This window comes from Soonwooa sp. (assembly GCF_030151385.1).
Classification (GTDB): domain Bacteria; phylum Bacteroidota; class Bacteroidia; order Flavobacteriales; family Weeksellaceae; genus Soonwooa.
This window is the reverse complement of sequence record NZ_JASLDS010000072.1, coordinates 84,216-110,906: the sequence shown is the minus strand read 5'-3', so window position 1 is coordinate 110,906 and position 26,691 is coordinate 84,216. Positions and strand designations below refer to the sequence as shown.

Annotated in this window: 27 protein-coding genes; 11 read left to right on the top strand and 16 right to left on the bottom strand. The window is 33.1% G+C overall.

The window, feature by feature from the left end; translation table 11 throughout:
* The first annotated feature begins 87 nt into the window (after positions 1 to 87).
* Positions 88 to 1,218 carry a hypothetical protein gene (locus tag Q1V95_RS14335; protein ID WP_300675317.1) on the top strand — a complete coding sequence of 377 codons (1,131 nt, stop codon included), beginning with the start codon at positions 88 to 90 and terminating at the stop codon, positions 1,216 to 1,218.
* Between the two features lie 4 nt (positions 1,219 to 1,222).
* Here Q1V95_RS14335 and Q1V95_RS14330 read toward each other — a convergent pair whose 3' ends face one another.
* Together Q1V95_RS14330 and Q1V95_RS14325 are read right to left on the bottom strand one after the other, a co-directional pair.
* A complete protein-coding gene (locus Q1V95_RS14330) occupies positions 1,223 to 1,633 on the bottom strand; it encodes a lysozyme inhibitor LprI family protein (RefSeq protein ID WP_300675315.1) in 411 nt (136 codons plus the stop codon).
* 62 nt (positions 1,634 to 1,695) lie between these two features.
* Entirely contained in the window at positions 1,696 to 2,610 is a 915-nt protein-coding gene (locus Q1V95_RS14325) for an EamA family transporter (protein WP_300675313.1), read from the bottom strand.
* 114 nt (positions 2,611 to 2,724) lie between these two features.
* Between Q1V95_RS14325 and Q1V95_RS14320 the strand changes: the two genes are divergently transcribed.
* On the top strand, positions 2,725 to 3,198 hold the full coding sequence (locus Q1V95_RS14320; protein WP_300675311.1) for an Lrp/AsnC family transcriptional regulator: 474 nt from the start codon (positions 2,725 to 2,727) through the stop codon (positions 3,196 to 3,198).
* 39 nt (positions 3,199 to 3,237) lie between these two features.
* On the opposite strand, the gene Q1V95_RS14315 is transcribed toward Q1V95_RS14320, so the two are convergent.
* The 4 genes from Q1V95_RS14315 to Q1V95_RS14300 are packed head-to-tail and all read right to left on the bottom strand — an operon-like array spanning position 3,238 to position 5,701.
* Entirely contained in the window at positions 3,238 to 3,753 is a 516-nt protein-coding gene (locus Q1V95_RS14315; RefSeq protein ID WP_300675309.1) for a hypothetical protein, read from the bottom strand.
* 15 nt (positions 3,754 to 3,768) lie between these two features.
* Positions 3,769 to 4,374, bottom strand: coding sequence for a hypothetical protein (locus Q1V95_RS14310; RefSeq protein WP_300675307.1), 606 nt, complete (start codon positions 4,372 to 4,374; stop codon positions 3,769 to 3,771).
* Between the two features lie 12 nt (positions 4,375 to 4,386).
* The gene (locus tag Q1V95_RS14305; protein WP_300675305.1) at positions 4,387 to 5,031 is read right to left on the bottom strand and encodes a hypothetical protein; all 645 of its coding nucleotides are present in this window, start codon (positions 5,029 to 5,031) and stop codon (positions 4,387 to 4,389) included.
* Entirely contained in the window at positions 4,991 to 5,701 is a 711-nt protein-coding gene (locus tag Q1V95_RS14300; RefSeq protein WP_300675303.1) for an SH3 domain-containing protein, read from the bottom strand. The genes Q1V95_RS14305 and Q1V95_RS14300 overlap by 41 nt, the downstream gene beginning before the upstream one ends.
* A 141-nt stretch (positions 5,702 to 5,842) precedes the next feature.
* On the opposite strand from Q1V95_RS14300, the gene Q1V95_RS14295 reads away from it, so the two are divergent.
* On the top strand, positions 5,843 to 6,670 hold the full coding sequence (locus tag Q1V95_RS14295; protein WP_300675301.1) for a hypothetical protein: 828 nt from the start codon (positions 5,843 to 5,845) through the stop codon (positions 6,668 to 6,670).
* On the opposite strand, the gene Q1V95_RS14290 is transcribed toward Q1V95_RS14295, so the two are convergent.
* Positions 6,660 to 7,514 (bottom strand): hypothetical protein, encoded by an 855-nt coding sequence (locus Q1V95_RS14290; RefSeq protein ID WP_300675299.1) that lies wholly within the window; start codon positions 7,512 to 7,514, stop codon positions 6,660 to 6,662. The two genes, Q1V95_RS14295 and Q1V95_RS14290, sit on opposite strands and share 11 nt — an antisense overlap.
* A gap of 164 nt (positions 7,515 to 7,678) precedes the next feature.
* Positions 7,679 to 7,849 (bottom strand): lmo0937 family membrane protein, encoded by a 171-nt coding sequence (locus Q1V95_RS14285; RefSeq protein WP_300675297.1) that lies wholly within the window; start codon positions 7,847 to 7,849, stop codon positions 7,679 to 7,681.
* 213 nt (positions 7,850 to 8,062) lie between these two features.
* On the opposite strand from Q1V95_RS14285, the gene Q1V95_RS14280 reads away from it, so the two are divergent.
* The 3 genes from Q1V95_RS14280 to Q1V95_RS14270 are packed head-to-tail and all read left to right on the top strand — an operon-like array spanning position 8,063 to position 10,626.
* Positions 8,063 to 9,007, top strand: a complete 945-nt coding sequence (locus Q1V95_RS14280) for a M20/M25/M40 family metallo-hydrolase (protein WP_300675295.1) — start codon at positions 8,063 to 8,065, stop codon at positions 9,005 to 9,007.
* A 12-nt stretch (positions 9,008 to 9,019) separates the two neighbouring features.
* A complete protein-coding gene (locus Q1V95_RS14275) occupies positions 9,020 to 9,733 on the top strand; it encodes a hypothetical protein (RefSeq protein WP_300675294.1) in 714 nt (237 codons plus the stop codon).
* Positions 9,733 to 10,626, top strand: a complete 894-nt coding sequence (locus Q1V95_RS14270) for a helix-turn-helix domain-containing protein (protein WP_300675292.1) — start codon at positions 9,733 to 9,735, stop codon at positions 10,624 to 10,626. The genes Q1V95_RS14275 and Q1V95_RS14270 overlap by 1 nt, the downstream gene beginning before the upstream one ends.
* Here Q1V95_RS14270 and ccoG read toward each other — a convergent pair whose 3' ends face one another.
* Positions 10,627 to 12,063 carry a cytochrome c oxidase accessory protein CcoG gene (gene ccoG, locus Q1V95_RS14265; protein WP_300675290.1) on the bottom strand — a complete coding sequence of 479 codons (1,437 nt, stop codon included), beginning with the start codon at positions 12,061 to 12,063 and terminating at the stop codon, positions 10,627 to 10,629.
* A 232-nt stretch (positions 12,064 to 12,295) separates the two neighbouring features.
* Positions 12,296 to 13,135 (bottom strand): aldo/keto reductase, encoded by an 840-nt coding sequence (locus Q1V95_RS14260; protein ID WP_300675288.1) that lies wholly within the window; start codon positions 13,133 to 13,135, stop codon positions 12,296 to 12,298.
* 153 nt (positions 13,136 to 13,288) lie between these two features.
* Between Q1V95_RS14260 and Q1V95_RS14255 the strand changes: the two genes are divergently transcribed.
* Both Q1V95_RS14255 and Q1V95_RS14250 read left to right on the top strand, forming a co-directional pair.
* Positions 13,289 to 14,368 (top strand): agmatinase family protein, encoded by a 1,080-nt coding sequence (locus tag Q1V95_RS14255; RefSeq protein ID WP_300675286.1) that lies wholly within the window; start codon positions 13,289 to 13,291, stop codon positions 14,366 to 14,368.
* A 113-nt stretch (positions 14,369 to 14,481) separates the two neighbouring features.
* The gene (locus tag Q1V95_RS14250; protein ID WP_300675284.1) at positions 14,482 to 16,107 is read left to right on the top strand and encodes an AarF/UbiB family protein; all 1,626 of its coding nucleotides are present in this window, start codon (positions 14,482 to 14,484) and stop codon (positions 16,105 to 16,107) included.
* Positions 16,108 to 16,249: 142 nt separating this feature from the next.
* Here the strand turns inward: Q1V95_RS14250 and Q1V95_RS14245 are convergent, their stop codons facing one another.
* From Q1V95_RS14245 to Q1V95_RS14225, 5 genes are all read right to left on the bottom strand, one after another.
* The gene (locus Q1V95_RS14245) at positions 16,250 to 16,978 is read right to left on the bottom strand and encodes a DsbA family oxidoreductase (RefSeq protein ID WP_300675282.1); all 729 of its coding nucleotides are present in this window, start codon (positions 16,976 to 16,978) and stop codon (positions 16,250 to 16,252) included.
* Between the two features lie 98 nt (positions 16,979 to 17,076).
* Positions 17,077 to 17,685 (bottom strand): HAD family phosphatase, encoded by a 609-nt coding sequence (locus tag Q1V95_RS14240; protein WP_300675280.1) that lies wholly within the window; start codon positions 17,683 to 17,685, stop codon positions 17,077 to 17,079.
* 61 nt (positions 17,686 to 17,746) lie between these two features.
* Positions 17,747 to 17,995: a hypothetical protein gene (locus Q1V95_RS14235; RefSeq protein WP_300675278.1), complete on the bottom strand. Its 249-nt coding sequence runs from the start codon at positions 17,993 to 17,995 to the stop codon at positions 17,747 to 17,749.
* 37 nt (positions 17,996 to 18,032) lie between these two features.
* Positions 18,033 to 18,344, bottom strand: coding sequence for a thioredoxin family protein (locus Q1V95_RS14230; protein WP_300675276.1), 312 nt, complete (start codon positions 18,342 to 18,344; stop codon positions 18,033 to 18,035).
* 100 nt (positions 18,345 to 18,444) lie between these two features.
* Entirely contained in the window at positions 18,445 to 19,077 is a 633-nt protein-coding gene (locus Q1V95_RS14225; RefSeq protein ID WP_300675274.1) for a peroxiredoxin, read from the bottom strand.
* An 817-nt stretch (positions 19,078 to 19,894) separates the two neighbouring features.
* Between Q1V95_RS14225 and Q1V95_RS14220 the strand changes: the two genes are divergently transcribed.
* From Q1V95_RS14220 to Q1V95_RS16325, 3 genes are read left to right on the top strand one after another with little or no spacing between them, the layout of a single operon-like run.
* Positions 19,895 to 22,912: a virulence factor SrfB gene (locus tag Q1V95_RS14220; protein ID WP_300675272.1), complete on the top strand. Its 3,018-nt coding sequence runs from the start codon at positions 19,895 to 19,897 to the stop codon at positions 22,910 to 22,912.
* Between the two features lie 2 nt (positions 22,913 to 22,914).
* Positions 22,915 to 25,035 (top strand): virulence factor SrfC family protein, encoded by a 2,121-nt coding sequence (locus Q1V95_RS14215; protein ID WP_300675270.1) that lies wholly within the window; start codon positions 22,915 to 22,917, stop codon positions 25,033 to 25,035.
* Positions 25,036 to 25,040: 5 nt separating this feature from the next.
* Entirely contained in the window at positions 25,041 to 25,202 is a 162-nt protein-coding gene (locus Q1V95_RS16325; protein ID WP_366143300.1) for a hypothetical protein, read from the top strand.
* 187 nt (positions 25,203 to 25,389) lie between these two features.
* On the opposite strand, the gene Q1V95_RS14210 is transcribed toward Q1V95_RS16325, so the two are convergent.
* Positions 25,390 to 26,580, bottom strand: a complete 1,191-nt coding sequence (locus Q1V95_RS14210) for a pyridoxal phosphate-dependent aminotransferase (RefSeq protein WP_300675268.1) — start codon at positions 26,578 to 26,580, stop codon at positions 25,390 to 25,392.
* Between the last annotated feature and the right edge of the window lie 111 nt (positions 26,581 to 26,691).

The following is a 26,691-nucleotide window of genomic DNA, read 5'->3' as shown; positions in this document are numbered from 1 at the left end:
GGCAAAGTAAAAATTAATCACGAAAAGCTTTAACCTAAAATTCCAATTTGTCCAAAACTATGTTATCTTTAGTAGATGAAAAAGTTTATGATAATTCTAGGTATTTTGGTCGCCATTTTTATTATTGCATTGATTAATGCCAATATGATGAATATCGAAGTTTATTTTACTAATCTCACAAACAAGGATGTTTTACCAAAGGAATACGAGAATTTTTATGATGTTGATTCAAAAAAGGAGGCAACTTTCGGTGTTAATAAAAAGTATAAAATCAGTTTACTTTACGAAAGCTTTGATCCAATAAAGCATTTTATTTCGTCCAATTTTAATTTAATTGTGGTTACGAGCGCAATCCCGACAGATCATGATAAAAAAGAATTAGAGAATGACTTTCTCAGTGGAGGAGAGAGGCTTATCCAGAATTTCACCTATCATAAAATAGACAGCAACGGAAATGAAATCGACCAATTGGTTTTTAAACAAAATTTAAATAATCTTAGCGAGAAATTATTTGGTGATTACATTGTCAATATTTATCAAAAGTATTACAGGACTTGGATTATTGATGGTGATAAAACGCAAAAACCTATGATTTTGCAAAACGAAGATTATACATGGTCCGACGAGCAACAAATTAGTCTTTTCAAGAAAATAATAGAGGACGCCGACTTTCTGGATATTGATGGATATAATTACGGTTCCGAGGGGGATCGACCTAAGCAAAAATTCACTTATTTCATGGATGGCAAATGTTATCAATTCTACACCAATTGCATTTTACCTCGCAAAGGTTCTAGTGATGGTTTTGGCAATACCAATTATGCGAGTCTTTTTGGTCGTTACGAAGAAAATCTAGTTGGATCGGATCCCGATTGGACACCTTTTACAATTCTCTATTATCAGAGATTAAAGCAAGTCATTACAACACACAATACAGGCGGCGGAGCTGGTGGTTTTGAATCCAAAACTTGGGAAGGAGAGTTGTACTGCAAATTAAAAGTTGACGGTGAATATCTATATTTCAAAAAGCCTTTGTCCATTAATGAAGGTGGGAGCAATAGCATATATTTCGAAACAAAAGGAAGTGATTTTAGAAAACTACAACGCGATTTTCAAAATGCTTATTATCCGTATTTCTATTATTCCTATTCTCAATTCAATTTTAAACTTTTTACCACAAATCCTAAGCAACTTTATATTATAAAACCAGTGTTGTAATTGTCTAATATTCTAAAACTTCGTAATAAACTTGTAATTGTTTTGCCCGAGTTTTAACAACATTCACTTTTTCGCCAGCAGCCATAATTTGGAACATTGTGCCTTGTTTTACATTGTAATAATAATTATCAATTAATGTGAATTCGGCATCCCGAAATTTAAGCCAAGCTTTTTGCGCAGTTATCAACTCCGATTGTTGCGCTTTGGGAAGTTTTTTCAAAGTCATTTGATAATATTTGTTCATTTCAGCATCCCAAGCATCACGCGCCGAATCGCTGCAATTAACCTGTCCAGCGGTAGAATAATCCTTATCTAGACATTTTTTTAGTTGAGAATCAATATCATTTTTCTGAGCATTTATTTGCAATGAAAGCAAAATACTAATTCCGAAAATACTGCGAAAAGAAGTTTTCATTTGCATTTTTTTGATTTAAATTTAATCATTCTCAAACACAAATAATCGAATATCAATATTTTTTAAACAACTAACTTTTCTCGCTTCGACTTTTTCTCATAGCTCAAAAGAAAAATGGTCGAAATAATCATAATACTTCCAATCCAATCGATTGTACCAAAAGGAACGTTCAACCACAAAATAGCGATTATCGTTGCCGAAAGAGGTTCGGCAGATGCAAGAAGACTACTTTTTTGACCACCAATCATTTGGACAGCGGTAAGGTATAAATAGAACGGAATCAATGTGCCAAAAACCAAGATAAATGCAGTGTACAAATAGGTTTTCTGATCCCAAACACCATCAATTGACCAAGGCGCTTTCACAAACGAAAATGCGAGTCCACCGATAAGCATTCCCCAACCGATAACGACCGCCGAATCATATTTCTGCAATAATGGAACCGGTTGTAACGTATAAATCGCCAAAGCAACTGCTGAGCCCAAACCTAAGATTAATGCCGTTGCCGAGATATTAAGAGAATCTAATTTGCCGTGAGTCACCAAAAGAAAAGTCCCTAACACAGCGAATGAAATTGCGATAAAATCAACAAATCGAGGCATTTTTTTATTTTTAAATGCTAAATAAATGGCAATAATAACAGGTCCTGCATATTGCAAAACTGTTGCTGTTGCAGCATTGGAATGTTTTATCGCAGCAAAATAAGTGTATTGTACCATCAGCATTCCCGTTATTGAAAAAAGCAACAAGCGAACTGAATCCTTTTTGTGATGCCAGATTTCAAAGATTTTATTCTCTTTTTTCGTAGAAGCATAAATCAGCAAAATGAAACCCGAAAACAACATCCTCACGGTAATCATCCATTCGACATTGATGTTACGTTGTTGAAACAAAAACTGTCCAAACGTTCCCGAAACTCCCCATAATGATGCTGCAATAATGGCGAACAAAAATCCTTTTAATGCTGTACTTTTCATCGTTATAAAAACTGATTATCAAATTAAATTGCAAAAATAATTGAAATACCAAGGTGAAAATCCTTATTTTTATAGGCGGATTTGCAATTTTGTTTCATTTATACCTCATTTTTCATGGAATTAGATAGATTTGATATTGAAATACTCGATATTTTACAAAACGACAATATGACTTCACAGCGTGATATCGGTGATAAAATCGGACTTTCGGCGGCGGCAGTGCAACGTCGAATCAAAAAAATGCGTGAAGAAAAAGTGATTACTGCAGATATTTCCGTGGTGAATCCTGAAGAAGTTGCTTCGCAGATTTTACTCTTTGTAGAAATAGAATTGGATACGGATAAAATTGAATTTATAGACGAAGTAAAAACAACGTTTAGTAAAATTCCGCAAATCCAGCAATGTTATTACGTGACTGGCGAGGTTGATTTTGTGTTGGTAATGGTCGTTAACAGCATGCAAGAATATGAATCTCTCACTCGAAAACTGTTTTTTAGCAATTCGAATATTCGACGTTTCAAAACTTTTGTGAATATGCACACCGTGAAATCTGGACTTCAGATTCCGCTTCCGAAAAAGGAATTTTAGGTTTAAATATTAAGCCTACTTTTCATTTTTTTTAAACCTCTAGTCAAATTCTATCCACTTTTTTTCAAAATACACATCGTGCTTTTGATTCAAACTATCTGTTAAAACAGCTTGTACAAAATCTTTTGTTTTGTTCTTAAATTTCAAACTAAAGTTATTGTCATTTGTAATTTGATAATAAGAGCCAAATTTACAGTGAAAAGGATTTTTCTCCACTTCATTTGTGAAAATCGAAAACAATACCAACTTTTCTGAATTTAAATCTGGTTTAGCATAACCAAAAATTCTATGATCAGCACGCATATTTGCAGTCAACCACAAACTGCTGTCTTGTCTAGAAAGTGGAATCGTAATTCTGTTAAGATTCGTTTCATTTAGTTCTTCCAATTTGACAGGCGTTGCAGCAGCTTTTTGCTCAACATCAATCATAGTATCTTCAACTTTTTGAATCCTAATACTATCATTTTTAGTTTTACTTTCAGTTAAATTTTGTGTTTCTTTTTTACATGAAATTAAAACAGCAACACAGAAAATTGAAAGGTATTTACACTTCATTTTTAAAATTTAAAATTAAGGCAAAAACGTTTGATAATCGGAGGTATCCAACGACCAACTCGAAAATGGATAAACGGATTTGGGAGTATCTTCATTATAATTTTCAATCAAAGTTTTAAGATTCTTTTCTGTAATTTGATTTTTAGAAACATCGGTAAAATAAAATGCCGTAGAACCAAAATCTTTGTAATTTCTAAACAATATCAACGACTTTTTTAGTTTAGCAGAATGATACAAAACAAAATCTTTGCTTTCTTCAACCAAGACAAACGTATCTTTATATTGATTTTTCTTTTCGACACAACCATTTTCTTGCTCAGAAACTTCCAGCGTTTTTGGAAATTTAAAAGGATTTGTCAATTTCATTTTAAAACTAACATCATTCGAAAAACAATCTGGTGCGCCACAATCTGGACCATGCAAATTGAAAACAATGTTTCCAACAATTTCATTATTCTTGACATCGACCGCATTTCGGATGTACAATTCTTGCAGAAAACTTTCTTTAAGAATTTTGTTGGTTTTAGATTTTAAAATGACATTCCGCAACGAATCTTGATTAGCTTGAGCGCTAATATTTAGACTAAAAATTAAGACTAAAAAAGAAAGTAAGCTTTTCATGATATTAATATTTTAATCCTTAGCTTTTATAACGTCGTAATTATCAAAACTCTTATAAACCCTGGTTTCCTCTAACTTTCCATCGTCGTAGATTTCCACTTTTTGTTTATTCCCAGATTTTTTATCGAAGTAAATTATCTCATCAATTTTACCCTTTCGATCATAGATTTCAGTTTTGTAACTTCGTCCATCTCGTATTTCGTGCATTGATCTTACACGTCCATTATTACGATAAGAATAAGATTTAGAATTATAAAAATAGGGCGTAGGATAGATATAATTACCATTAGCATATCTCATTTCACGTTTGCCTTCCATATCCAATTGCCCATATTCATTATAAATATAATAGTAAGCATCTGTTTTTGGCGCAATCATCACATAATCTATCCGTTCTTTAGGCAATTGACCTGGGCCACCTGCAAGAACTGTATCTTTTTCGAAGACCTTCGGATCATTTTGCGAAACCCAAAGTGTGTCACATTCTTTATCATTGGTTTTTAGCTTTATTTTAGAAATAATTACTGTTTTTTTTGAAGAATTTCCATCGCAACTCACTGCTAAAAAAAACATACTCCCAAGAAAAAGATAACATATTTTTTTCATTTCTAAAGCTTTAACAACCTCTGGTGTAATTCCAAAGATTTGGTTGTCCATTGTCATCTAGTACCTTTATCCAACCTTCCATTTTGGATTCTATATTTTTAGTATCCTCCAATTCTGTTTGGCAAGGATGTTCTTTGTATTTTATGATTTTCACATAACACCAATTTCCGCTGGTTTTATTGGTCAATTTTATTTCGAATAATTCGCCACGAACCGAACCAACAATTTCTCCGTTGACATCGGGTGTTTTTCTAACTTTTAATCCAGGTTCGTTGGCATAATATCCAAGAACATCTTGGCTACTGCGAATCATAAAAGACATCCAATCAATAGTCATAAAATTGCCTTTCTTAATCTCGTCTTCACTCAGCCAATAATTGTTTTTACCTGATAATTTAACAAAGTTATTTTCGCGTTTAACGAACTTTAGAACAGAAATCTCATTACCGATTTCCTGATAATCTTCGAATTTAGTTTTTTTACTTGTCGTCGAAAAATACATCGAGTAGGTGTCTTTTCCTTTTTTTAGGTTGCCGATAACTGTTCCATTTGGATTGTCAAAAACCCGAAAACCAGTTGCTGGAGAAAGCACGCAACAATATTTTGAACTAAACATATCGTCTTTATTTTTAGGAACGATAAGTCCAGTATTGCCAGTTTGGGCATTTACTAAACTTACAGCAAAGCAAAGAACTAAAAGCTTAAAAAAGGATGTTGTCATTATTTGTGTTGTTTTTGTCTTTCTAAAAATAAGAAAATTCGGCTTTTGATGAAATTAAATATGACCTCAAAACTTATTTTCATTGAAATATTTTCTAAAAATTCAATAGATTGCAATAAATATGAAATTTCAGTTTTACAAATGCGAAAAAAGAAAGAAGAAAACGAGAACATAACCGCCGATTACACGATTAATGGAATCGACTATAAAACCGAAATCCGACTTGGATTAACACTAGGAATTATTTTGTTAACATTAATGGGGATTGCTTTTTTTCTGATGAGTCGCCAAGAGAGAATTCCTAACCTTAACATTGGGATATTTGTCGGATTAGTGATGGCGATAACTGTGATTTACCTAAAAATTTCGATGAAATTCATTAAATGCAAAGTTTGGGAAGTCCATGTCGCTGACGAGCATATCAGCTTTAATTATGGAAATAAAATAACAACATTTCCTCTGGCAGATATTACAATGATTAAGAATCTTGGAAATTCTACTGTTTTTCGGTATTTGAGTTTTATAACTAAAAATGAAAGTGTTAAAATGAGAGTAGGAGACGGCGATTTAACACCTTTTTCAGGAAAAGATGATGTTGCCAAAATTGACGAACTCATCCAAAAACTTATGCCTTACATTGATAAAAATTTTAACATCAAAGGAGAAAAAAAAATAATGCTGACTCAATTTAGCTTTAAAAATATGGGAGTCTATGTTAACAAAAACGAAAAAATACATTACAACCTTATTGAGAAAATGGGCTTTGCCTATTATGCTGTGGGAATGTTTATTTGTTTATTTTTGTTCGTAGCGGGAATGGCTTTTTCGCTTGAAATTTTCACCTATTATTCGGATCACGATAAATTCCCAGAGGAGCTGATTTTTGATAAGTTCTTCTATATATTGACAGCCTTGTTTTGTCTATATTGTTTTGCCGTTTATATCAAAGTCCGAAACTTTAAGGATTAAGAAGCTGCATTCGCTCATTTTTTTCGATGATAAAAGCTGTGTAGATCATTGGTGTTCGGCGGACATCTTTATTTTGCTTATTAATCAACCTTGAATATTCACGCTCTTGAATAAATTTTATCTTTAACGCATTTGGTAGATTTTTTAACGTGTAATAAAATACCGTTTCGCCTTCTTTACCTCGTTTTTCTCGATAAGTCTCGCTAATCTTAGTTTGATTTAATTTTTCAAAATCTGCAACAAATTCTTCTCTTGTTGGTGAATTATCCCACTGTGGATCTTTTGGACAACAAGTAGAACCATAACTTTCGCTATAGAAAATCTTTCTCTCATTTGAGGTCAATGTCTTGGGGACTGCATTTTTCATCTCTGGAAATTTCCCCATCAGTTCTAGACTGTCTTTTTGTAGCCTTCCATCTTGGCGGTTGAATTCATAAATAATTGAGCTTGCCATTGGTTCTGCACAAGCAATTTTTGGATCATGCGCTTTTGCAACATCATCATAGTATCCCCAATTGGGAGTTATCACAATTATTTGGGAAAATTTAGGATACAATTGTGGCAAAAGCGATGTCGGTAATTTTTGGTCGATAAATAGAACTGGCACTTTCTCCGAATTTGAAATGGCAACATCAATCAAATAATCGACGCCTGATTGGGTAATATTATTACTCGAAATCTGATAAACATTCGTGAAAATACTATCTCGAATCAAAGTCGAATGATAATTATTGGATGGCGCATTTTGTACAGTCGATTGTTGCGCTTGAGTTTTGTCATTCCCACAGCTCATCATACTTAAAAGTACAGCTATATTAAAAAACAAATTTAGTTTCGTCATCATGTTTTATTATTGAGAATAAGTTGAAAACTTTAAATTAGTTTTCAGAATAAAACTAAGCAAAAATTTATCAACATGTTAATAAAAAAGCTGCATCATTTTTGTGAAACAGCCTTTGAAATTGTTTTTGAATACTTTAGATGTCCTTTAATCTAAGTTAAAGGCTTTTAATCCAAAGGTTTCCTACCCGAAATAATGTTGAAAAGAATCACAATAACTGCGATTACCAAAAGGATGTGCACTAGATAACCTGTGCTTAATCCGGGTACAATACCCATCATTCCTAATAACCATATAATAATACAAATTACTGCTACGGTCCATAATATACTTCTCATAACAAAAGTTTTTAAGGGTTTATGTTTTCCCAAAAGCATAAATTGTGCCTTATTTTTAATTTGATTCAATAAATCACCGAAAATCATTAAATTTAATATTGAATTACTCGATTTTAATTCAAATCATTATAGATAACATAAAATTAAACAATCTCTAAAGTTTGAATTTTAAAAATTTTATTATTCCTATTTTTGTTTAAACCAAAACCCGATATGAGATTTTTATTGACGCTTGTTTTTTTAAGTTTAAGCTTACCCGTTTTTTCTCAAGAAATTGAAGTTAAAAATCTGGAAAAGCATGTTTATTACTTGGCTTCGGATAAGATGAAAGGTCGAGGTACAGGAAGTAAAGAAAATCAAAAAGCAGCGGATTATATTGTAAAACATTTCAAAAAATACAATCTGCAACCAATGGGAACGGATGGTTATTTTCAGAATTTTGAAGCGAAGGTAAAAAAAGTAAAAGTTCCTGATAGTATTCGAGCGGCACGAAATGTTATTGCTTTCTTGGATAATCAAGCTGAAAAAACAATCGTTATCGGTGCGCACTACGATCATTTGGGCGAAGGAAAACAAGGCAGTTCTTTAGCGAAAGATAGCTACGGAATTATTCACAATGGCGCAGATGATAACGCTTCTGGCGTTGCTGGACTTTTGGAATTGGCGCGATATTATTCTCAAAACAAAATAAAAGAACCTGTTAATTTTCTTTTTATTGCTTTTGGCGCCGAAGAATTGGGATTGGTTGGCTCACGTTATTTCGTAAAGAATCCAACTTACGATTTGTCAAAAGTACTTTGGATGCTGAATATGGACATGATTGGGAGATTAAATAAAGAAACTGGTGTTTCCATTATTGGTTACGGAACTTCGCCTGCTTTTGAAACTATTTTTAATGGAATTAATCGCGACAGTTTTGTAAAATTTTATACCAATTACGAAGGTAGAGGTGGTTCCGACCAAACCTCATTTTATGAAAAAGATATTCCTGTTTTGTTTTTTCATACCAATGGACATCCCGATTATCACACACCGACAGATGACGCCGAAAAAGTTGATTACGAATCTTTAAAAGGAATTTTGAACTTGGAAAAAGCAGTTATCGATGCGAGTTCTAATCTTAAAGACATGCCTTTTAACAATACAGACAAAAAATAAACACCTTATCATATGTCTAAAATTATTGCTTTATTTTTCACTATTCTTTTGTTAAATTCTTGTGATAAGCCACTGGATAAAGAAAAGGAATTTGCAGGTATTGGTACCAAAATGCAGATGACGAAGCTTGATGATGATTTTAGTTTTAGAAAAAAATGGGAATATCCGGAAGGCGTCTACCGCAACGAGTTTGGACAATTAAGTTGTGATGGAATTTGTCCTCCAGAAATTGATGATATGATGGATGAAAAAGGGAAAATATTTCCTGATTCTTTGTCAGCTTTTTATAAAGTTGTCGACACCACGCACCAGTTTTATAGTTTGGAATCCGAAGCTTGGACATACGAATGGGCAGGAAGTCATTATGCAACAGCGACGCAACCTGCAATTAATATGATTGTTTGCGAAACGGAACCAAATGTTGCGACACACAGTCGCCTGATTATGAAATTTATTTCGGGATATTGTATTCCTAAAATTGAAGTTCTAAGCATTTCTAAACCCGATGATAAGAAAACATACGATTATCAAAGTGGGAAAATCTATATCGATCAATCTCATTTCAAAAAAGGAATTTTGAAAGCCAAATTCGATTTTACATTTAAACATCCCGAAAATCCGAAACAAATAATGTATTGGAAAGGGAAAATTTTTGCGCCGATTGTTAAAGATTATATTAAAAATGGTCCTGAAGCTGAGTCTCCAAATCTTAAAACAGAAAATTAGTGAATAATTCCATCGCTGTCTTACATTTAGATTTGTTCAATCATTTGGATCCCGAAACGGAGTTCTATTGTAATACTTTACAGAATCACCTTAAAGAAAGTCACAAACATATTGAACGTCCACATCGTCACGACTTTTTTATGGCTCTTTTGGTGACGAAAGGTTCGGGGTTTCACGATATTGATTTTAATACTTACGAAGTCAGTGAGGGAAGTTTATTTTTTATGTCGCCAGGGCAAGTCCACAGTTGGCAGCTTTCTCAGGATATTGAAGGTTATATTTTCTTCTTTTCACAATCTTTTTTTGATTTATATTTTGCAGACCTCAAAGCCAAAGATTTTCCATTTTTTGGGTCAATTGGATTTTCAAGAAAATTGCAAATTTCGGACAAGGATTTTCCGTTGATGAAATCTTATTTTGTTTCAATTTGGCAGGAAAATTTGGAAGCAAAAATGCTTAAAAATCACATGATTCGAAGTTTGATTTCGAGTGTTTTAATTTCAGCTTCGCGCTTATTTTTAGAACAAGAAAATACAGAATCTGAACAAGTTTCGCCATCTTATCTTCATAGTTTTCAAGACTTTGAAAAATGTTTGGAAACTTACTTTTTAGAAAACAAATCGGTGAATTTCTACGCCGAAAAATTGAACATTTCGCCTAAGCACCTTAACAGAATTTCGCAATCGGTAGTCGGTGTAAAGGCTTCCGAAATTATTGCAAGAAGAACAATTTTGGAAGCCAAAAGGATGTTGGTATATCTCGATGAAAGTCTCGTAGATATTGCTTTTCGTTTAGGTTTTAATGAATATCCATACTTTGCAAGATTCTTCAAAAAGCAAACAGGCTATACACCATCGGAGTTTTTAAGTTTGCAACAAAAACATCAAATCTAGCTATAAACTCAATTTGAAAGGTCCCTCAAAAATGGTTTTGTAAGAGGTAATCATTTTTCCAGTTTCGTCAAAAACGCCGATTTCTATTTCTTGTTTACTAAGTTTCATTTCATTTTCCGGGAAACTTACTTGCAAATCACCTTTCTGAATCGCGTTTTTCTTCAAGACAATTGGTGTTTTTTTGTAAAGATTAAGTTGCGAATTTTTAGCATTTAAAACTTTAAAATTCACTTTTAAATCTTGCGTCGATTTATTGATGATCGTGTAGTTATAGATGTTTGTGATGTTTTTATCTTTTATCATAAAAGTCGTTCCAGGAACTTTTAAGAATTTAGCTTCCATCATACCTCGGTCGTTGAGAAGGTAAGTCATAAAACCGATTAGCAATAAAAGTGCAACTGCAGTGGCTTTCATTCTTGCTGTAAATTTGAAGCCTGATTGTGTTTCAATTTCTTGCTCTGTGGCATAACGTACAAGACCTTTTGGAAGCCCAACTTTTTCCATCACTTCGTCACAAGCATCAATACAAGCAGTACAGTTAATGCATTCTAACTGTTGCCCATTTCGGATGTCGATTCCCGTTGGACAAACCACAACACATTGTCCACAATCGATACAATCGCCTTTTCCTGCAGCTTTTCGATCTTCGCCATTTCTCCATTTTGCACGATTTTCACCACGCTTAAAATCGTAATTTACATTAATCGTTTGCTTGTCAATCAACACACCTTGCAATCTTCCGTATGGACAAATCAAGGTACAAACTTGCTCTCTCAACCAAGCGAAAACGAAATAGAAAATCGTTGTAAAGGCGATCATCACGATAAAATTAACTGGATATTCTAGTGGTCCAGCTTTCATAATTTCCCAAACGCGCGTAGGTCCAACAACATACATAAACATCGTGTGCGAAATAAGAAGCGATATCAAAACGAAGATCGACCACTTTAGAAGTCTCTTTCTAATTTTCTCAGCATTCCATTCTTGGTTGTTAAGTTTTATCTGTTTGTTACGATCGCCCTCAATCCAATATTCTACTTTTCGGAAAACCATTTCCATAAATAAAGTTTGAGGACACAGCCAACCACAGAAAATACGTCCAAATACAATGGTAAAAACCATCACAAAAACGACCGAAGTTACCGCTCCCAAACCAAAAATGAAGAAATCCTGTACATAAAATGCTTGTCCAAAAATGAAGAATTCTCGATCTAGAATATTGAATCTAAAAAATGGATTTCCATTTAGTTTTAAAAATGGAACAATAAAAAACAATGCTAAAATAAAGTAACTCGTGTAGTTTCTGTAGTTTGTAAATTTTCCTTTTGGCTTTCTAGGAAACACCCATTTTCGTTTTCCATCTTTGGCAACGGTTGCAACAGAATCGCGGAAATCTTGACTTTCTAGAACATTGATGTTTTTTGGATTTGTACTCATCTTCTAAAGTTGATAGGTTTTTAGAAGTGCAAAGTTCACAGATAAAGAGAAAATTTAATAATATAAAGAGCTTACGAATTTGGACAAATCGGACATTTCAATAAAAACAAGGTAATTTTAAGATGATATTAAACAGCTTTTTATTTGAATTAAAATTTAATCAAAAAACCAAACAAAAAAACAGCCTAATATTAAGCTGTTTTTAGTCAAGTTTAAAAGTACTTTTATTTTTCTAAAAAGGCACTGTATCTGGATTAAGTCCCGAAAAACCAGCTTCTGGCATCGAAGCAATTTTCTGCATATCTTCCTCAGAAATCACGAATGAATCAACATCCAAGTTGGCTTTTATATTGGCAGGTGTCACCGATTTTGGTAAAGCTAAAATATCATTTTGAAGACAGAATTTAATACACAATTGCGCAACGGAAACATTATAGTTTTTAGCAATTTTGATAAGTGTTTCGTCTTGCAAAATTCGTCCAGAACCAATAGGACTCCAAGCTTCAACCAAAATATTGTTGGCTTTGCAATAATCAACAACATCGGTTTGCAAATATCCAGGATGGTATTCGATTTGGTTAATCATCGGTTGGATTTTTGCCGTTTCTTTTAGCTCTTCCAAATGATGAACTAAAAAGTTACAAACGCCAATAGCTTTAACTTTTCCTTGCTTGTAAAGCTCTTCTAAAGCACGCCAAGTTTCTGCATTAAGCTCTTTGTTATCGCTAAATTGCTGTGCATTTGCTGGCCAATGGATGAGATACAAATCAAAATAATCGGTTTGTAACAACTCTGCAGATTTTTCAAATGCATCTAAAGTCGATTGGTAGCCACGACTCGTATTCCAAACTTTCGTGGTCAAGAAAATATCTTTTCTATCTATGTCACTTTCTTTTATCGCCTCACCAATTCCTTTTTCATTTTCATAGATTTTGGCAGTATCAATATGTCTGTATCCTTGCTCCAAAGCATAAGTAACAGCATTTTTCACTATTTCTCCGTCAGGTATTTGCCAAGTTCCAAAACCAATTTCAGGGATTTGTAATCCATTATTTAAAACAAAATTTTTCATTCTAATTTTAAAGTTTAATTTAACGCAAACAAATTTAGGTTAAACAAAAAAACTGTAGGAAATTTTAAGATAAATTAACTTGTAGAAAATGAGTAGTAGCCGATGTTTAAAAAAGAAAAATTATCTTTGCACCGAAAATTAAAACAACTAAAAATGTCAACAAAACAAGATAAAATAAACAATTTCGATCCATCGCAACCAGGCTTAGCAGATGGGACAATTTTCGGATTACCTTTTACTGCTGACGAGTCAGAGATTGTCGTTGTCGCTGTGCCTTGGGAAGTTACGGTAAGTTATGGCGCTGGTGCTTCGGAAGGTCCAGATGCTATTTTGGACGCTTCTTTTCAGGTAGATTTATTACATCAAGAATTTCCTGAGCTTTGGAAGCTAGGGATTTATTTTGATGCTGGAGCTGAACATTGGAAGTCGACAAGTGACGAACATAAAGCTTTGGCACAACCGATTATTGAAGCTTTAGAAAACGGCGAAATTATTGCTGAAAATGATGCTTTAAGTCAAAGTTTAAAAACGATAAATGATGCTTCAACACAACTAAATGCAGAATTGAAAGCGCGCGTTTTGGACTGGCACTCAAAAGGTAAGAAAGTAATTTTGCTAGGAGGTGACCATTCTACGCCTTATGGATATTATCAGGCTTTGGCTTCTCAATACGACAATTTTGGAATCTTGCATTTTGATGCACACATGGATTTGAGAATTGCTTATGAAGGATTTACTTTTTCTCATGCATCCATTATGTATAATACAATTCAGCTTCCGCAAGTGTCAAAATTGGTACAAGTTGGTATCCGTGATTTTAGTGAAGAAGAAGTTGGTGTGATAAAGTCTACGGATAAAGTAAAAGTCTTTACAGATACTGATCTTAAAAAAGCACAATTCGAAGGTAAAACTTGGAAACAACAAGTGGACGAAATCATCGATTTATTACCCAAAAATGTTGCTGTAAGTTTTGATATTGACGCGCTTTATCAGTGGTATTGCCCGAATACAGGAACGCCAGTTCCGGGAGGTTTGTCTTACGAGCAAGCAGTTTATGCATTAAGTCGTTTGGCAGAATCTGATAAAAACATCATCGGAATCGACCTTGTAGAAGTTGCTCCAAGCGAAAATGACGAATGGGACGGAAATGTTGGCGCAAGAATGTTGTTCCACATGTGTGGTGTTTTGGCGAAAAATAACAAACTTCATGTTGGTGAACCAGTTCGTTTTTAAAATTCATTAAATTCAAAAAAAATATAAAGCAGCTTATCGTTTGATAAGTTGCTTTTTCGTTTAAAATAAAAACGAGGAACAGTTTTTGAGGTTTAAAAAAGAGAATAAAATTTATGTTTGACAAACAGCAAAAAAAGATAAAACGTTCTGCGAAATTACTCCAAGTGATTAGCAAATATGGACTTCAAGACTTACTAAGTCGAATTTCTAATGGTTCAAATTCTGATTCCGAAAAATCGAAAGCAGGCTACGAAAGACTTCGATTAGCTTTGGAAGAGTTGGGACCAAGTTTTGTCAAGCTTGGACAAGCATTTAGCAATCGAGATGATCTGTTGCCAAGGGATTTGACTCTCGAACTTCAAAAACTACAAGATCGGGTAGAAGTTGTGGACTTGGACGTTAAGTCAATTCTAGAAAAGTCGTTGGATATTACTGTTGATGAGCATTTTAATCACATCAATCCTACACCGATTGCTGCTGCCTCAATTGCTCAAGTTTATAAAGCACAACTGAAAAATGGACAAGATGTTATCTTAAAAATAAAACGTCCCAACATCGAAAAAACGATACAGGCAGATCTTTTGCTCTTAAAGGATTTGGTCAATTTAATAGACACTTACTCTTACATTGGCGATCAAATGAATCTTAAAAATGCATTATTTGCTTTCGAAAAATCCTTGTTGGAAGAATTGTCTTTGAGCAATGAAAAGAATAATATTCTTAGATTTCAAAAGAATTTTAAAAACGATAAAGATACTTATGTTCCCAATGTTTTCGAGGATTATTGTGACAATCAAATTCTCACAATGGAATTTGTCGAAGGTACCAAAATTACAGATACCGATTCTTTAACGGCACAGAAAATTGATGTTAAAAAATTAGCCGAAAAAGGCTACCAGCTGTTTGTTTCACAAATTTTAGATTATGGATTTTTCCATGCAGATCCACATGCGGGCAATATTTTGGTCAACAAAGAAGGGCAAATTGTCTTCATCGATTTTGGTGCGGTTGGTGCAATTCCGGAAAGCGATCAAGCGATTCTTGAAAGTCTAATTCTCAATTTCGTTGCAAGAAAGCCAGAAAAGATTATTAGAAACCTTAAGAAACTCTCCTTGTATTATAGCATTCCGAATGATCGACAGTTTGAAAATGATGTTTTGGAAATTCTAAATACCATCCATACAAGCTCGTTAAAAGAAATTGATGTGGCAACGATTTTAGAAAAAATGAAAGATGTTCTTAAAGAGAATCGTCTTGTGATGCCCGATTATTTCTACTTATTGTTTAAAGGGATTTCTTTGATAGATGGCGTTGGACGAAGCATCAATCCTGATTTGGATGTTGTGAGCAGTCTAAAACCTTACAGTAAAAAAATATTTTTAAAGAAATTAAATCCTGAAACACTTGCCAAAAAAGGTTTTAACAAACTAACCGATTTGAGCGATCATTTTGAGGAAATCCCTGACGAACTTCGATCAGTTTTGCATAAATTGGACGAGAACCAGCTGAGTCTACAGACCGAGATTAAAAACATGGATCGACTAGAACTTGTTATTAAATCAAGCATTGTTAATTTGATTTTAGGAATTGTACTTGCAGCAAATATTATCGGAACCTCGGTTCTTTGGGCTTCAAAAGCAGGACCAGAAATTGGCGACTTTCAAGTCTTGCCAATTCTTGGATTTGTTGTTTCAATAATATTAATAGTAATTTTAACTTTAAGAATTTTACGAAGATAGATTTTGCTTTAGGTTAAATTTATAAACAATTAATTATTTGTTCTTTATGATTTTTATTTAAAGTAATTTTAAATAAAAAGTTTGAAATACCAAAAAAAATCCTCCAAATTTTGGAGGATTTTTCATTAATTTTAAAATTGTATTAATCACATTTTCCGTCGATATCACAACTTGCAGCATCGTTAGATTCTAAAGTTGTAAAACCTGATCTTTTGCTATAATCTGCATAAGATTGCTTAAGCGCATCTAGGAAATGATGAACAGGCTGCGCGCCTTTTACCGCATATTTTCTGTTAAATACAAAAAATGGAACTGAGTCAACACCCAAATCAGAAGCTTCTGCAATATCATCTTTTGCATACTTTAGGAATTCATCTTGTTGAAGTGCTTGGTTAACATCATCAACAGAAAGTCCAATAAGTTGTCCTAAATCGAGTAGAGTAGCATTATCAGCTAGGTCTTTACCATCAGTGAAATGCGCTTTAAAGAAAACTTCTTCAGCTTGATCGCCCAATCCCTTCTCTTTAGCAAACTGAATGATTCTATGAGCTTTGATGGAGTTCGCCAACAATTGCGTTTCAAAATCAAAATCCAATCCTGCATTTTTTGCCATTCCAGTTACGTTTTCGAACATCACCTTAACATCGTTAATGTTCATTCCTTTGCGATTGGCAATGTATTCTGCCATCGTCGTTCTGATTTTAACTTCTTCAGGAATTGTCGGATCTAGTTGGAAAGATTTCCATTCCACGTCAACTTGATCTTTGTGATCAAATTGCGCTAGAGCAGCCTCGAAATGTCTTTTGCCGATATAACAAAAAGGACACATGATGTCGCTCCAGATTTCTATTTTCATTTTATTTTGATTCATATTTTTTGTTTTATTTAACCACAAAAGCTTTGAGCTTAATTAAATTTCGAATTGATTTTAAAATTCTAAAAGCTTTACAAAGTTGCAACAATTAAAGTTTAAAACTCATATCCTAAGTTATGAAGTTCTTTTGCTAAATCAGTTTCTGGTGTCACATGAATTGTCGCAAAACCTAAAGATTCCGCTGTTTTGATGTTGTCAATGTTATCATCGATGAAAACTGATTCTTCAGCTTTTAGATCATAACGCTTCAACAAAACCTCGAATATCTTTGGATCTGGTTTTATTAATTTTTCGTCTCCCGAAACTACTATTTTACCTTCAAACAATTTGAAAAAATCATAATGTTCTAACGCATAAGGAAAGGTCTCGGCAGACCAATTCGTCAATCCATACAAAGGATATTTGCCTTCTAACTGGCGAAGTACAGCAACATTTTGTGGAATATCACCACGCAACATCGTCGTCCAATTATCGTAATAAGCGCGAATATCTTTTTCAAAAAGAGGATGCTCTTTAACCAACTTTTCGGTGCCACGTTCTATCGTTCTGCCACGATCTTGTTCGGCATTCCAAGCATTGGTCGCAATGTTCTTAAGGAAAAAATCCATGTCGGCTTCGTTGTCGAAATGCGTTCTAAAATAGTATCGCGGATCCCAATCCATTAATACACCACCAAAATCGAATATTATATTTTTAAGTTTCATGTATGCAAAATATAAAAAAGACCGCTAAAAAACGGTCTTTTGTACGATAAAAAATCGCTAATTATTTATCAATAGAACCCATCACTTTTTGTGCAAAAGCGTTAAGGGCATCTTTTTCGGATAATCCGTTGCTAACTTCGTTGTGTACTTCCAAAGCACCGCAGATATTGGTAATCATCTCACCAACAACATCCAATTCCTCTTCCTTTACACTACGGAATTCGCAGAAGCTTTCCAAAACTTCCAAAGCGGTGTTAAGTTGCTCAGGCGTTTGGTTTTGATAAAATTGTCTTATGATAGGTAATTTCATGTCTTTTTTATATTTTATTATAAAAATCGAAAAGCAATTAAGCTTTCAATTCGCTGAATAAAGTGTTCAAGCTTTCAGCTTGATTCGTTTGCACTTGGTTTTTCAAAGCGCCATTTTCGAAAGCTGCAAAAGTTGGAAGATTATCCACGTTTGCCATTTTTCTACTTTCAGGAAGTTTTTCCGCGTCTACATAATAGAAAGGAATATCTTCATTTTCAGAAGCCAATTTCTTGAATTTAGGCTTCATAATTCTACAATTTCCACACCAAGAAGCGCCGTATTGCACCATCACTTTTGGATTTTCACTTAGGATTTGTTGTAGGTTATCTTCTTTTAATTCTAAAAACATTTTCTTGGATTTTGGGTATTAAAAATGTGATAATTTGTAAATAATCATCTTCAGTTCCCCTCAGCATTACAAATTATCACATTAGATTATTTTAGGACAATTAGTGTTTTGCTAAGTATTCTGCAGTCGAAGTTCTGTCAGCTTTCATAGCGTCTTTACCTTCTTCCCAGTTAGCTGGACAAACTTCTCCGTGTTTTTGTACGTGCGTGTAAGCATCGATAAGTCTTAAGAACTCACCAACATTTCTACCAAGAGGCATATCGTTAACCGCTTCATGGAAGATTTTTCCAGTCTCGTCGATTAGGTAAGTCGCTCTGTAAGTCACGTTAGAACCTGTGTAGATTTCGTTTCCTTCATCATCAAAATCGATATCTTGGTCAACAATACCTAATAGGTTAGATAGGTGTCTGTGCGTATCCGCAAGGATAGGGTAAGTTACACCTTCGATACCACCATTATCTTTTGGCGTGTTCAACCAAGCGAAGTGTACCTCGTTAGTATCGCAAGACGCACCAATTACGATTGTATTTCTTTTTTTGAAATCCTCCAAAGCATCTTGGAAAGCGTGTAATTCTGTAGGACATACAAAAGTAAAATCTTTTGGATACCAGAATAATAATACTTTTTGTTGGTTGTTAACTGCTTCATCAAGAACGTTGATTCTTAAGTTATCACCCATTTCGCTAATTGCATCGATTGTTACATTTGGGAACTGTCTTCCTACTAATGACATAATTTTAATATTTTTAAAGTTAAACTCGTGTTTCTAATTTTGTAGTACAAAGGTAATAAGATTCTGTGAATTAAAAAATAAAAATCAATTTATAAAATCTATCAGACCGAATTTGAAATTATTCTAAATTATTTGGGCGCTTTTGCCGGCTTTCACTACTCGCTTTTTTGCAAGGTGGCTGAGCGGAGCCGAAGCTGCCTCGCAAAAAGAGCTCAAACATGCCGTTCAATCCGGAGCGCTTTGACTATCTTTTTGTTATATAAATTTACAACTTAACCAAAAGAAAACCAAACTTATACAGCTTGGTTTTCTATGATATTTGTTAGGTTATTTGCTTTTAATATGAAACATACCTAAACTAAATACCTAATCTTAAGAGTTGCAATTATGCTTGTAATATACTTAAAACTGATTACGCACAATAAAAACACAAAATTTTTTTTTAATGGCATTTATTTTTGTCCTAATCTTATTTTATGCAATATTTTATTTTCAAGTTATTTACCCTTTTCGAATAATCTAATAATAATTATTCTCAAACCTGTTTGCACTATTAGAAGGTTATTAATTGCTTATTTCTCGAATAGCAACTACACAAAACATTTTGAATAGGGAGGCAATATCATAACTACAATGTATTTACTAGTTTTATTGAAATAGTTTTTCATAAGATTTTTTTTTATAATTCATTCTTAGTTTGGGGGCAATTATGGTTTTCCGTAATTTTCTTCCAAGTACGCTTTGTACTTTTACTCGCGATTTTTCATTGAAGAAAAAATAACACACTGTGATTAATCAATAAAAACAATAATTATTAATGAAGAGAATCTCTTTAATTGCAAATTCAAGTTTGCAATATTATAAATTCGAATCTGAGATTGATCTTAATTTTGGAAAAGCTAACAAATTTTATTTTCATGAGCCATTTGATGTTTTGTCATTAGGATTTATATTGGATCCGCTAACAAAAATTGGAAATGAAGATATATTTTATAGAAATCAGGATTTAGTAGATAACGATCTGTTGGTCAACGGGAAAATAAAACATGGCGCTGACTTATCTAGTTTAAAAAATATTGATTCATATTTTGATGAAACTAATCTAAAACGCGCTTTTAAACGCTTCCAGAAGAAGTGGATTCCACTCCCTTACTTTAAGGATAATTCTATTAATAAGGATACACTTTTTCCAACGGATTGGGTGAGAATTTATTTTGAAGTTGATACTGATTTTAGGTTGGCTAAAATTGTTTTAGCCGTTGACACTTTATTAGCTAAAGATGAATTGGACAAAACCAGTCCCTTATTAAGTCTCAATCCGGACGAAAATATTTTTAAGCTGTATACGGATCATTTAAACCTGTCTAAATTTTTGTTTAGTAAAGAGTCATCAACAGCATGGATAAACTCTTATCTTGAAGATATTTTTTATCAAAATGATGAAGAAGAAAGGTATGAGAAGCCCATTAAACAATATGCATCGGCGTATTTTTTACTAATTGATTGGTTGGCCTCATTAGCAGAAGTTCCAGAGATACAATTGTTTACAAATGATGTTCGAAAAAAGGAAGTTGACTTAGTTGTGGATATTGGTAATTCAGCTACTTGTGCATTACTATTTGAAAATGAGAATGACAATAGTTTTGATTTTAATAGCGTCAAAAAGTTGAAAATTCAGGATTATACTAATCCTAATGATCAGTACGATAAACCATTCCCCATGAATCTCATATTCTCTGATTCGAAATTTGGCTCTTTAAATAATGAAGTATATCATAACAACAAATTTATAGTTCCTAGTTTTGTTAGAATTGGATATGAGGCTGAATATTTAATAAATAAGTCCGTAACAGATCTAAGTTTGGGTTATGAATTAAAAACTTATAATTCTAGCCCCAAAAGATATTTGTGGGACGATGTTATTGCTGACCGAGAATGGGAGTTTAATCCAATTAAATCTAACGAAGTAAAGAAAGTATATCTCAATGGTATCTCCGAACAGTTAAAATCTGATGGCTCATCTATTGAAAATGGTGGGTTGTTTGGCTCAAAGGCTCTGTTTTCTAGGAAGTCTTTAATGAAGTTCGTTTTTTTGGAAATGATTATGCATGCGTATGTGCAAATTAATTCATTTGAATTTCGGGAAGAACATGGTGATATGACGGTACCTCGAACTTTGAGACGTATCACAATATCATGTCCAACAGGTATGATACAGCATGAGCAAATTGCTCTCCGTCAGGCAGCAGAAGATGCATGTAAACTCCTGAATACTTATATTAAGTTTTATTTTGATGACGAAATCAATAATTTTTGGTTTGAGATGCCTGAGGTAATTCCTTCCATTAAGGATTTAGCACTAAAGCAATCTCGAATTGAGGAAAGGACAGATTGGCATTATGATGAAGCAACTAGTAGTCAGCTTGTTTTTATATATAGTTTACTTGCAAAAAAGTTGAAAAATAATTCTTATGTTTTAGACCATTACCTCTTCAAAAATAGAGACAGTATTGTTGTTGGGTCAATTGATATTGGAGCTGGAACAACAGATTTATCAATCAATAGATATACATTTAATTCTGATCAAGATTTAGAAAGTATAAAACCAATACCTGTTTTTTGGGATACATTTAGAAATGCAGGTGATGATCTTCTTAAAGCAATAATTCAGAAGATTATAATAGAGGGTAACGTAAAAAATGAAAACGACGAATCTTGTACAGGAGTTATTGAAAACATTCTTAAATCTAAAGAAATTACAAATGTTTCTGAAAAACTGAATGGTTTTTTCGGCGAAGATTCTAATTTGCTAGGGTATAGAGGGCAAGTTATTAGAAAAGCATTTATTCATCAAGTGGCTATACCAATTGCATTAGAATATTTAAACAATGCAAATACAAATGAAGCGCCTTTCAAAACTTTTGAAGAGATAATTGGCAACCCTTTTATTAATAAAGAGTTAGTAACCTATTTTGCGAGGCATTTTGGTTTTAGTTTCTTAGATATAAAATGGAAGCTATCCCCACAGAAAGTAAATGAAATTGTAGGAAGTATCTTTGATAGTTTGATTAGACAGCTTTCGGTTCTGCTCAACCATTACCAATGTGACTACGTTGTATTATCTGGTAAGCCTGCATCTTTGAAAAGTTTTGAAGATATATTCAGGAAATATCTGACAACATCACCAAATAATATTATAAATCTGAATAATTATTGGATCGGAAGGTGGTATCCTTTTACCGATAATAATGGCTTTATCGATGATCCAAAAACTATTGTTAGCGTTGGGTCAATAATCGCATTAATGTCTGGCAAACTAATAAAACTAAAGGATATTAAGATTGACACTAGCAGGCTAGCAAAAAACAATGTTTCGACAGCTGATTATTTGGTTAAAAATATCGAGAACACAAAAGAAGTATTATTAACGCCAACAAATAATGAAAATACTCTAATTATTAAAAATCTGCCTTATCAATTTGGATATTCAAAATTTGAAACCAAAAATTATCCTTACTCTGACCTATATACAATCAAGATTAATAGAAAGGAAATTGAAACAATTGTCAAGCAGAGATATGCTGGGCGAGATGCACAATATTTGAAAAATCAAGTTGATGTTGAAATCAATAGTATTAATCAGAATCTACCTTTGAAAATTGTTATTTCTCGTGATTATGAAGAAAGTAAAGAAATTGTAAAAATTGAGAGCGTAGAAGACTCTGACGGTAATACTAAATCGGTAAAATATTTCACATTAGGATATCAAACATTACCTAGTATTGGTGGTGATTATTGGTTGGATACTTGTGAGTTTACTTTAAATGTTAATTAGAAATGGATGTGAAAAATTATACTCCTGAACAGGTAAACCAAATAAAAAGTTATATCTCCGAAAAGTCTTTGTTAATAGCTGATTCAATAAAGTGGGTTAACGGAAATCTAAAGCATGAAGATAGAAGTAAAACCTTATTATCGCTGAAGAGGGCACAAAACAAATTAAATAAGATTGCTTCGAATATTGAAGCCAAGCCTGTTATAGCTGTTTTTGGTGCGAGTCAAGTGGGGAAATCTTATCTGATCAAAAATTTGTTAAGCCAAAAAGGAGAATCTTTTAAAATTATCAATAACCAAGATAGCTACGATTTTTTGAAAGATATTAATCCTGCGGGAACGGGTAAAGAAAGTACAGGAGTTGTTACACGTTTTTCGGTTGATCAAGATATCAAATTTGTAGATTTTCCTATTAGAATCAAACTTTTATCAGCAAAAGATATTCTAACAATCATTCTAGATTCTTATTTTCTAGATTTAAAAAAGATTTCTAGTGCTACAATTAATAATCGTCGTGCAATAGAGTCTCATATTAAAAAATATGAACTTGCAAAAGATAGTGTAAAACAAAACTACTTGTCTGAAGAGGATGTTTTGGAGGTAAAAGAGTATTTTGGAAATCATTTATCTAAGCATACGTTACTTTTTGAAGGTTTGACAGAAACCCGTTACTTCGAAAGAATAGCTTCTATTATCGAATATTTTGATTATAAAGAATGGACATCGATTTTTGAAATACTTTGGAATAATAATGAGGATCTTTCCGTACTATTTAGTGATCTGCTGAATAAATTGAACAGTATCCATTTCACATCACAGGGCTATATTAAGTTTAATGATGTCCTTAGAGCAGGTGGTGAAATTCTCGATGTAAAGAGACTAAAGGAACTTAATGATAATGTAGATTCTACAACACTAAAGTTGGAGGAAGGAAGTGAGATACAAATTAATATTTCATATTTGTCAGCGCTTTTATCTGAACTTATTTTCTCAATACCGAAGGATTTAACTGATAATAAGCCTTTTCTGAAAAATTCCGATTTATTAGATTTTCCTGGTGCAAGATCTAGACTGGGTATTGAGGAAGATGGTATAAAAAGTAATTTATCTGATATGTTGCTACGCGGTAAGGTATCTTATTTGTTCAATAAATACAGTGATGATTATAGTATCAATAATTTACTTTTTTGTTCCAACGATAAGCAATTAGAGGTTAGTGAACTTTCATATCTCTTGTTTAATTGGATCTCTACAAATATTGGTTCAAACATTGATGATCGATCACATTCTTTGGGCAAGTCAGAAATCTATCCACTTTTTGTGATATTTACATTTTTTAATAATCAGCTTCGATATGACATTACCAATGACGAAGGTTATCTAATTAATGAAAACAAACTTAATGATAAATGGGATACGAGATTTGTACGTTTTTTCGAAAATGAAGTTGTTACAAAATCTCGTGATTGGCATACGCAATGGAGCCATCAATCTCAAGACTTTACAAATTTTTATCTGTTAAGAGATTACAAATATTCCACAGATACCTACGATGGGTACGAAACAGAAAATATCGAAACAGAAATTAGAGAAGAACGTGTTCCATTCATCAATGCAATGAAAAAGACGTTTCTTAGTTTTCCTTTTGTACAAAAGCATTTCAGAAAACCTGAAGAATCTTGGCATGAGGCAACAGATTTGAACAAAGATGGATCAGAGCTAATAATTAAAAATCTCGAAAAGGTTTCTACTAATTATACTAAAATTAACCATTATGTTAATTTACTGAATAATACAGTTGAAGAACTGCAACGTGATCTTAGCACCTATATTAAAACAGACGATATTACGGAGCAGAAAAATAAAAATATGTCTGCAATGTCCCAATTTCAGTTGCAATTTAATATGGCGCTAGCTAGGGATTTAGGAGTGTTCAATGAACTTATACATCAAATTTCTTTACAACCAATTGAAGTTTTTAATTTATTGAATGAAAACTTATACGTTGATACAAGCAAAATTGAAGAGGGAAGTACTGCGGTTATTCTTCAGGAGGAGGTTACGTTTATAACTACGCTTCAGGAGGTTATTCGAATTGGTTTTTACCAAGTGTTTCGGAATTAGAAAAAATTTATTATAATAAATATGCATTAGCATTGTCCTCAGTTAACTATTGGACGTCCTCAGAAGCAAGTACTACAACAGCATTTATGATCAATTTTAATAATGGTACAACAAGTAGTATTTCTAAAACAATCTACAATTATGTTTTACCAATCAGAAAATTTTAGCTATTAATAATTGATTAATTCGAAGATAATCCCATCAAGTAAACTTAGAGGTATTATCTTCGAATTACTTCTGTCAGTTTATTTGTCAAACTTAGATAATGATATGTAAGTTTCAAAAATCATTCTCAGTTTTCACGAAACTAAAATAAAACTTTATACGACATTTTTTTGTCGACGACATAAAAAACTAAAGCTCCTTCACAAACTCTTTTATTCTTCGTATCGCTTCGATAAGGTCAGCTTCGGAGGTTGCATACGAGAATCGAATACAATTAGGATTCCCGAATGATGTTCCGCCAATACAACCAACATGGGCGTTTTCTAAAAGACACATTGCAAAATCGTCGGCATCTTTTATCACTTTTCCTTCAATCGTTTTTCCAATGAAATAAGAAATATCTGGGAAGAAGTAGAACGCACTTTTTGGAAGATTACATTTGAAGCCGTTGATGTCTTTCATTAGGTCGTACACCAAATCACGACGTTTGTGGAAGGCTTCAATCATATAGTTAAGTTCAGATTTTGGCATTTCTAGAGCAGTAATAGATGCACGTTGAGCAACGGTATTAGGTCCACTCGTCATTTGACCTTGGATTTTATCACAAGCTTTCGCCAACCATTCTGGACACGCCGAATAACCAATTCTCCAACCAGTCATCGCAAAAGCCTTACTCATCCCATTGATGACCGCCGTTTGCTCATAGACTTCAGGGAATTCTGCAATCGAAGTGTGCTTTCCTGTATAATTAATGTATTCGTAGATTTCGTCAGAGATTATCGTGATTTGCGGATATTTAGCAACAACCGCTGCAATTGCTTTTAACTCATCATAAGTGTAAAAACTTCCCGACGGATTACATGGCGAACTATAAAGAATAGCTTTTGTTTTTGGTGTAATCGCTTGCTCCAATTGCTGCGCTGTCATTTTAAACTCTGTATCGATGCTGGTTTCGATAAAGACAGATTTTCCGCCCATCATTTTTACCATTTCGTCATAACTCACCCAATATGGCGCTGGCAAAATCACTTCGTCGCCATCATTAATAATAGAAGCCAAAACATTTATGATAGATTGTTTAGCACCATTTGAAACACAAATTTGTGTTGGTTTGTAGTCGAGATTATTATCTCTTTTTAGTTTGTTGGCAACGGCTTGTCTCAATTCCAAGAATCCTGGAACAGGCGAGTAGTGGCTATAGTTTTCATTAATGGCATCAAAAGCCGCTTGTTTTATTTTTTCGGGAACATCAAAATCGGGTTCTCCAAGTGTAAGACTGATAACATCTATACCATTAGCTTTCATTTCTCGCACTTTATTACTCATTACAAAAGTTTGAGAATAGCTTAATCTATTAAGACGGTCAGAATATTTTTCCATGATAAAATTAATTGTCGGGCAAAGATAGTATTTAAAAGAAATAGAAATTAGAATAATGTTTTTCAAAAAGCTTTAAAACTTGGCCTAAAACTATTATTTCTTTTTCATAAT